This is a genomic window from Granulicatella sp. zg-84 (assembly GCF_010892375.1).
Taxonomy (GTDB): Bacteria; Bacillota; Bacilli; order Lactobacillales; family Aerococcaceae; genus WM01.
Window position 1 is genome coordinate 19976 of record NZ_WNJX01000022.1, and the last position, 9558, is coordinate 29533.

7 protein-coding genes are annotated in these 9558 nt (G+C 33.9%); all 7 read left to right on the forward strand.

The annotated features are described in order from the left end of the window. Positions 1-121: 121 nt before the first annotated feature. Positions 122-682: a dUTP diphosphatase gene (locus GMA06_RS06005; protein WP_163562025.1), complete on the forward strand. Its 561-nt coding sequence runs from the start codon at positions 122-124 to the stop codon at positions 680-682. Between the two features lie 9 nt (positions 683-691). Next, positions 692-2068: a DNA repair protein RadA gene (gene radA / locus GMA06_RS06010; RefSeq protein ID WP_163562026.1), complete on the forward strand. Its 1377-nt coding sequence runs from the start codon at positions 692-694 to the stop codon at positions 2066-2068. A 21-nt stretch (positions 2069-2089) separates the two neighbouring features. Continuing rightward, a complete protein-coding gene (locus GMA06_RS06015) occupies positions 2090-3199 on the forward strand; it encodes a PIN/TRAM domain-containing protein (protein WP_163545910.1) in 1110 nt (369 codons plus the stop codon). A gap of 14 nt (positions 3200-3213) precedes the next feature. Then, positions 3214-4677, forward strand: a complete 1464-nt coding sequence (gene gltX, locus GMA06_RS06020) for a glutamate--tRNA ligase (protein WP_163562027.1) — start codon at positions 3214-3216, stop codon at positions 4675-4677. 56 nt (positions 4678-4733) lie between these two features. Then, a complete protein-coding gene (locus GMA06_RS06025; protein WP_163562028.1) occupies positions 4734-6446 on the forward strand; it encodes an ABC transporter ATP-binding protein in 1713 nt (570 codons plus the stop codon). Between the two features lie 58 nt (positions 6447-6504). Continuing rightward, positions 6505-7230 (forward strand): acyl-ACP thioesterase domain-containing protein, encoded by a 726-nt coding sequence (locus GMA06_RS06030; protein ID WP_163562029.1) that lies wholly within the window; start codon positions 6505-6507, stop codon positions 7228-7230. A 287-nt stretch (positions 7231-7517) separates the two neighbouring features. Next, entirely contained in the window at positions 7518-9443 is a 1926-nt protein-coding gene (locus tag GMA06_RS06035) for a bifunctional metallophosphatase/5'-nucleotidase (RefSeq protein ID WP_163562030.1), read from the forward strand. Positions 9444-9558: the final 115 nt, after the last annotated feature.

Genomic DNA, 9558 nt, shown 5'->3' on the forward strand with positions numbered 1-9558 from the left:
TATACATTCTTTTACTCTTAATAACAATTTTTTAAAAAATTGTAGGTGAAATCGCACGCAATAGTTCAAAATAAGTCAATTTTTTGGTATAGTAGGAATAGCGACTTTTAGGAGGTTTGACATGAAAAGAGGATTTGAAGTAATTAGTCAATATAAAGATAAAAATATCAATTTACCAAAACGTGCAACACATAAAGCGGCGGGGTATGACTTTGAATCTGCTGAAACGATTGTTTTACCAAGTATTTGGAAAATCATCTTTAAGTCAGTAGCGATTGATGCTAAGCAGTGGATTTACGATACTTTTTTATCTAAGGAAACACAAGAAGAAAGACAAGAGCGTGAGAAAGCGTTAAAACCAATTTTAGTGCCAACGGGTATTAAGGCGTATATGCAAGAAGATGAGTATTTACAATTAACAAACCGTTCAAGTAATCCATTAAAACATTTTTTAGTATTGCCTAATGGTGTGGGTGTGATTGATGCCGATTATTACAATAATGAAAGTAATGAAGGACATATTTATTTTCAAATGTGGAATTTTGGGTTGACGGATAAAGTGATTGAAAAAGGCGATCGTATTGGACAGGGTATTTTTATCCCGTTTTTAAAAGCGGATAATGATGAAACTGTCGGAGAAAGAACAGGTGGGTTTGGTTCATCTGGTTCTGCTTCACATTAGAGGATGGATATGGCGAAGAAAAAAGAAACAAAATATGTCTGTCAATCGTGTGGTTATGAATCTGCTAAATGGATGGGAAAATGTCCAAATTGTCAGCAGTGGTCAACCTTAGAAGAAGAAACGGTACATGTATCAAATCAAGCTGTGTCAAAGCGTCAAGATTTTTCAGGAAATACAACAAAAGCACTTCCTATTAAAGATATTTTATATACAAAAGAAAATCGTCTATCCACAAGAATAGATGAGTTAGATAGAGTTTTAGGTGGAGGTATTGTATCGGGTTCACTTGTGTTAATTGGAGGGGATCCAGGGATTGGGAAATCGACGTTGTTATTACAAGTATCTGCTCAATTACATGCATTAAAACAGCGTGTTTTATATGTGTCTGGAGAAGAAAGTGCCAGTCAAATTAAAATGCGAGCGGAGCGTTTAGGCATTAAAGACGGAGAGTTTTATATTTATCCAGAAACCGATATGACAAGTGTTTTACAAGCCATTGAAACGATAAAACCTCAGTATGTCATTATCGATTCCATTCAAACAATGGTACATGAGCAAGCGTCCTCAGGTGTAGCGGGTAGTGTTTCTCAAATAAGAGAGAATACGGCTACGTTGATGCATACGGCTAAAGCGAATAATATTGCTATTTTCATTGTTGGGCATGTGACAAAAGAAGGGACAATAGCCGGGCCTAGAATGTTAGAACATATGGTTGATACAGTATTATATTTTGAGGGAGAAAAACATCAAAGTTTTCGTATGTTAAGAGCGGTGAAGAACCGTTTTGGTTCAACGAATGAAATAGGTGTTTTTGAGATGAGTCAACATGGTTTGAAGCAAATTAAAAATCCGTCTGAATTTTTCCTTGAAGAACGTATCAAAGGTGCTAATGGTTCAGCTGTTGTGGTTTCGGTTGAGGGAACACGTCCTATACTAGTTGAAGTTCAATGTTTAATCACGCCAACAGCATTTGGGAATGCAAGACGTACAGCAAGTGGGTTAGATTATAATCGTGTGGCTTTAATTATGGCTGTTTTAGAAAAAAGAGCTGGTATGCTTTTACAAATGCAAGATGCTTATTTTAAAGTGGCAGGTGGTGTTAAATTAGACGAACCGGCTATTGATTTAGCGATTGCTGTGAGTTTGGCATCTAGCTATTGGGAAAAGGAAACGGCTTTAACTGATGCTTTTGTTGGTGAAATTGGTTTAACTGGGGAAATAAGACGTGTTAGTCAAATTACGGATCGCATTAAAGAAGCGAGTAAGTTAGGATTTAAACGTATTTTTATTCCAAAAAATAATTTGGTAGGTTTACCAGAGTATAAAAATATTGAAGTGATAGGCATTGCTACTATAAAAGAAGCATTACATATTATTTTTAAATAGAGGTTGAGTATGAAAAAAAATATTGGAAAATATATTATACATTTTATTTTCACCCTCGTTGGTAGTAGTGTTGCGTTATTATGGTTACCAACGGTGTGGGAACTATTATCCATGAAGCATGGCTTATTCGAAAAAGATATTACAAATATTGTAATTGGTGGTATTTTTGGTTTATTATGTTCATTTCTCTTATCGAATAAGATTATTGCTATATTAGAGTCAGTTGAAAAATTTTTAGATAATAAATCACCATTGTATTTATTATTCGGAAGTATAGGTGCTATTGTTGGATTGGTGATTGGTACCTTATTGAGTATTATTTTTAATTATATTCAAATACCGGGTGTTTCGGATATTTTACCAGTTGTCTTAATCGTATCTTTTGGCTATTTAGGATTCCGTGTTGGGACAAGACGTCCAGATAATTGGAAAAAAGTTGCGCAGCAATTAAAACCTCAACAAGTTGAAACTGAAATTTTACAAAGACGAGAGGGCGATACATTTTATCGACATAAAGTATTGGATACGAGCGTGATTATAGATGGTCGTATTGCTGATATTGTTGATACGGGTTTTTTGGAAGGAACTTTAGTTGTACCATTATTTGTTGTTCATGAGTTGCAATATATTGCAGATTCGGCAGATTCATTAAAAAGAGCAAAAGGTCGACGTGGGTTAGATATTTTGAATAGATTGCAAAAATCAGAAAGTATCACTGTTGATATTTACGAGGGAGATTTTGAAGATATTCCAGAAGTAGATAGCAAACTTGTGAAATTAGCCAAAGTTTTAGAAGGTACGGTCTTAACGAATGACTATAATTTGAACAAAGTTTGTGAATTTCAAAATGTAAAAGTGTTAAATGTCAATGAATTAGCCAATGCAATTAAACCGGTTGTCTTGCCTGGAGAAGAGATGACGGTATTAATTGTCAAAGACGGAAGTGAGCGTCAGCAAGGTATTGCATACATGGAAGACGGTACGATGATTGTTGTTGAAGATGGAAAACATTATATGAATGAACAGCTAGATGTTGTCGTAACGAGTGCGTTGCAAACGGCAGCGGGACGTATGGTTTTTGCAAAACCAATTCATTCACAAAGAAAAATAAAAGAACATCATAAAGGATAGAAAGAAGGATACACATGTCTAAAAAAATGAGATTACGCTATGCACCAAGTCCAACAGGAAATCTACATATAGGAAATGCTCGAACAGCATTATTCAATTATTTATTTGCTAGACATCATGGTGGTGAATTTATTATTCGTATTGAAGATACGGATAAAAAACGTAATATAGAGCACGGAGAAAAAAGTCAGTTAGAGAACTTAGATTGGTTAGGTATTACATGGGACGAAGGTCCGGATAAACCAAATGAAAAATATGCTCCATATCGTCAATCAGAAAGAGAGCATATTTATAACCCACTGATTGAACAATTATTAAAAGAAGATAAAGCTTACAAATGCTATTGTACAGAAGAAGAATTAGAGGCTGAAAGAGAAAGACAACAGGCACGTGGAGAAATGCCACATTATAATGGTGCTCATGCATATTTAACAGAGGAAGAAAGACAAGCCTTTGAGGCAGAAGGACGTACACCTGTTATTCGTTTCCGTGTACCAGAAAATCAAGTATTTGCGTTTAATGATCTTGTAAAAGGTGATATTTCGTTTGAATCAAAAAGTATTGGTGGAGATTTCGTTATTTTAAAACGTGACGGTATGCCAACGTATAATTTTGCGGTAGTTGTGGACGATCATTTTATGGATATTACACATGTGTTGCGTGGAGATGAACATATTGCGAATACACCGAAGCAGTTGATGATTTATGATGCATTTGGTTGGGAAAGACCTCAATTTGGACATATGACATTGATTATGAATAGTCAAACGGGTAAAAAATTATCTAAGCGTGATGAGTCAGTATTACAATTTATTGAACAATACAAAAACTTGGGGTATCTACCTGAAGCGATGTTTAACTTTATTGCATTATTAGGTTGGTCACCAGTGGGTGAAGAGGAAATCTTTGATCAAGAAGATATTATTAAATTATTTGATGAAAAACGTTTGAGTAAATCGCCAGCGGCATTTGATGCGAAAAAATTAGAGTGGGTCAACAATGTTTATATGAAAAAACAATCTTTACATCGTGTTGTTGAATTGGCAATGCCTCATTTAATTGAAGCAGGATATGTGAAAGAACCGGTGTCTGAATTAGAACTTGTTCATGTAGCAAAAATTGTAAAATTATTCCATGAGCAAATTAGTTATGGTGCGGAAATTGTTGATTTAGTGAAATTTTTCTTCGAAGATGAATTACATTTATCAGATGAAGCAAAAGAAGTGTTAGAAGCAGAAACAGCCAAAACAGTTATCGAAGCGTTCAAAGAACGATTGGAAGTATTGGTGCCATTCCATGAAGCAGAAATTTCTGCAGCAATTAAGAGTGTGCAAAAAGAAACAGGCATTAAAGGTAAAAACTTATTTATGCCAATTCGTGTGTCTGTCAGTGGACAAACACATGGTCCAGAGTTAGGAAAAGCTATTGAAGCATTAGGTAAAGAAAAATGTTTGGAGCATATCAATAGTATTTTATAGTATTTTATCGTGTTGGAATTTTTATTCCAACACGATTTATTCATAAGGAGAGGGAAATGTTAAGAAGATTTTACCGTTATTATAGACCTTATAAAAAATTATTTTTTTTAGATTTTGGGTGTGCTGTTTTGGCAGCTGTTTTAGAATTGTTATTTCCTATTGTTGTGAAGTATGTTATTGATACGATTGTACCTCAAAATCATTTTTCAACTGTTTTATTTGTATCAATCGGATTATTAGGTTTTTATTTGTTGAATACTTATTTAAAATATATTGTGGTTTATTTTGGTCATTTGCTTGGTGTGTATATTGAAAACGATATGCGCTATGAATTATTTGAACATATTGAGAAACAATCTTTTCGTTATTTTGATGAAACGAAAACAGGTACATTGATGAGTCGATTGACAAGTGATTTATTTGAAATTAGTGAATTGGCACATCATGGTCCAGAAGATTTATTTGTGACGTGCATGACTTTTGTTGGTGGTTTTGTGTTGATGTATCAAATTCATCCGACTTTAGCGATTTTAACGAGTATTTTAGTGCCTTTAATGGCTGTTGCGGTAGCTATTTTTAGTCGTAAAATGAAAAAAATCAATACACGTATTTATGAAAATTTGGCAGAGTTTAATGTTGGGTTAGAAAATACAATTAGCGGTATTCGTGTTGTTAAGGCATTTTCAAATGAAGCGTATGAAAAAGAAAAATTTAAAAGATTGATTATCATTTATAAAAAAGCAAAAAGACAGTTTTATAAAACAATGGGAAATGTGTCGTCGTTTAATTATTTGCTCATTCGTTTAGTGAATTTGTTTGCATTGCTTTTTGGGGCGTATTTTACAATTCATGATAACTTATCGCCGGGTGTTTTTACAGGTTTTATTTTATTGACAAATGTTTTTGTTAGGCCGATTGAGCTTATCAATATTATGATTGAAATGTATCCTAAGGGATTAGCAGGATTTCAACGATTTACCGAAGAACTTGCTAGAGAACCTGAAATTGTTGATAGTCCAAATGCGATTGATATTGAAACATTAAAAGGCGATATTGTCTATGATCATGTTTCTTTTCAATATAATGATGAGAATGTTGTGTTAAAGGACATTCATTTATCTATTCGTGAAGGAGAAAAAGTGGCTCTTGTTGGACCGAGTGGTGTAGGAAAATCAACGTTGTGTCATTTATTACCACGGTTTTATGAGGCAAGTAGTGGGGATATTCTTGTTAATGGAATCTCTATTAAGGATATGACACAACATTCGTTAAGAAAACGCATTGGCATTGTACAACAGGATATTTTTCTGTTTGGTGGCACGATTAAAGAAAATATTTTATATGGTAAATTAGATGCTACTGATGAAGAAGTGTGGGAGGCAGTGAAACGAGCACATTTATTAGATGTGATTGAAAAAATGCCAAATGGTATTGATACCGAAATTGGTGAAAGAGGCGTTCGCTTATCTGGTGGGCAGAAACAACGTTTATCTATTGCCCGTATTTTTTTAAAAAATCCAGATGTGCTTATTTTAGACGAGGCGACAAGTGCTTTGGATAGTCATACGGAAAAAGTTATTCAAGAATCTTTTGATGAATTAGCACAAGGAAGAACAACATTGATTATTGCGCATAGATTAGCAACGATTCAACATGCGGATAGAATTATCTTTATGACTGAAAATGGTATTCAAGAACAGGGTAGCCATGAGGAATTGATGCATCAAAAAGGGTTGTATTATCAGTTATATCAAACGCAGTTTAGATAGTTATCCACAGAAAATGTGGATAAAAATGTGAATATGTGGATAAGTTAGGTGGATAACTATGGGAAAAGTATACAGAGAATCTTTTGAAATAAAAAATTATGAAGTAGATAGATATGGAAAATTAAGTATTTCTATGCTTATTCGACTTCTTTTACATGTGTCGGGGAAACAAACAAATCTGTTATATGATAATCAAAATGTTTTAAAAGAAAAACATTTATCGTGGTTTATTTTACAACATGATTTATCTATTAAACGATTGCCCAACGCACACGATGTGATAGATATTGAAACGGAGCCAGTCGGATATAATCAATTTTTTACGTATAGAACGTTTAAAGTATACCATGAAGGTGAATTGATTATTCAGACGATGATACGTTTTGCCATGGTGGATTTGTTACAAAGAAAAATGGTGCGTATTGTTGAGGAGTTATTGGAACCTTATGGTTCGGAAAAAACAGAGAAAAATATTCAAATGACAAAATTAACATTTAAATCACTTTCTGAGCCTTATACGGTAACGCCGTGTTTCCCACGGTATGTAGATATTGATGAAAATCAGCATATTAACAATGCTGTATATATGGATTTTGTGATGACATCTATTCAACCGGAGTTTTTAATGCATCATCAGCCAAAACAGATTAGTATTGTCTATGATAAAGAAATGACAGAAACAGATGTGCATGTATGTTACACACAAATAGACGGTGATGTGACACGTCATTGTATTGGTGATATTTGCCGTTTGCAAATGATGTGGGAGAAAATAAAATTATAATTTTTTACAATGATATTGGTGGTGAATGGCGTTAGACATTCACCACCTTTTTAATATAGTGTTGTATTTTTATTTGTTTACATAAAAATAATTATTTATCAACCTTCAGATGTTTTATTTTAAATCCGGTTTTTTTATTTGGAGATATAAAAATTGTTTGTTTTTTAGTTGTAAATATTCTTGAAAATCATTTTTTAAATCAGTATAATATAAAATATCCGAACATTAAAAAATGATGTGTTAGGTAAAATATTGTTGGAGGGGTATTATGAGTGTAAAAAAAATGGATGAAAGGCTTATTTGTCTGTGGAATTGTTTGTGGTTTATCAACAACAGCGTATGCGGCAGAGGTGCCTATTCAATTATTAGGTGTCAATGATTTTCACGGAGCGTTAACATTGGGCGGTACAGCCTATATGCCTGAGGGGAAAATATCAAATACGGGTGGTGCAGCAAAATTAGCAACAGCATTGGATAATGCGAGAGATTCATTTTTAGCGAATGCACAAAATGGGCAAAGTATTCGTGTGCAAGCTGGTGATATGGTTGGTGCTAGTCCTGCTAATTCTGCTTTGTTACAAGATGAACCAACTGTTCGTATTTTTAATCGTATGAAATTTGAATTTGGAACACTTGGTAATCATGAGTTTGATGAAGGTTTAGAAGAGTTTAATCGCATTTTAACCGGTCAAGCACCTGAGCCAAATAAATTTTATTCGATTGTGGATAATTATCCGCATGAGGCATCTAATATGACATTAGTCATTGGGAATGTGGTTGATAAAAGTGGAGCTATTCCATTTAACTGGAAACCTTATGCGATTAAAGAAATAGAAGTTAACAATGAAAAAGTAAAAATTGGATTTATTGGTGTTGTCACAACAGAAATTCCAAATTTAGTTTTGAAAAAGAATTATGAAAATTATACGTATTTAGATGAAGCTGAAACGATTGTAAAATATGCAAGAGAGCTTCGTGAAAATGGTGTCAATGCGATTGTTGTATTAGCGCATGTTCCTTCTACAAGTAAAGATGATGTGGCTCAGTTTTGGGCAGCAGATATGATTAAAAAAGTGAATGCACTAGATCCGGATAATAGTGTCGATGTTGTGTTTGCTGGACATAATCATGTGTATACAAGTGGTGTAGCTGAACATACACGTATTGTACAGGCTTTATCTCAAGGTAAAGCATACGCAGATGTTCAAGGTGTATATGACACAACAACAGGTGACTTTAAATCTGTTCCAACAGGAAAAGTGACGGCTGTAACGAGTGATTTACCAGAAAATAATGAAGTTAAAGCTCTTGTTGATGAAGCAACAGCATTAGCTAAGCAAGTAACAGATTCTAAAATTGGTACGGCAGAAACAAATCAGTCGATTACTAAAGATTTATCATCTACAAAAGAATCAGCTGTGGGTAATCTTGTGACTGATGCACAAAGAGCGATTGCTAAATTATCTGGCTATGATGTTGATTTTGCGATGACAAATAATGGTGGTATTCGTGCAGATTTGGCTGTACAAGAAGACGGTAGTATTACGTGGGGTGCTGCTCAAGCCGTACAACCATTTGGTAATATTTTGCAAGTGGTGTCTTTAACGGGTCAACAAATTGTTGATGCATTAAATCAACAATATGATGAAGAAGAACGCTATTTCTTACAAGTTTCTGGTTTGAGATATGAGTATACGGATGCGGATGATAATGCAGAGGGTATCAAGTATAAAGTACATAAAGTTTATACAGAAGATGGGCAACCATTAGATTTAACAAAAACATATAAAGTTGTCATAAATGACTTTTTATATGGTGGTGGAGATGGATTTAGTGTTTTCCCTAAAGCAACATTATTAGGTGCTATTGATCCAGATACAGAAGTTTTTGTTCAATATATTAAAAACTTAGAAGCTAAAGGTGAAAAAGTATCTTCATCCGCTGAAGGTAGAAAAGTTTACAAATCAAAAGAAGATATAGAAAAAGCACGTGTACATGAAACGGGAGCACCAGCTTTTGCCGAAGAAAAACCAATTTTCCGTTTTCCTTTTATAAGAGTACCGTCTACGACTACAACAGTAGCTGTTTCAGAAAAATCAGATGCTAAAACAAAAGAAGCATTATTACCAAAAACAGGTGAACATCAGTCGTTTGTTATTTTATTTGTGGGTACTATTTTTATGGGAGCAAGTTTAAGAATACTCCAATTGTAAAGTAAAGTGCAAAAAAACAGATAATTACTTTCTCTTTTGCGGGGTTAATAACCAAACAATAAAAACAAAGGTTTTCTAGTCAAGGCGAAAAACAAAGTGTGCCTTGACGGGAAAC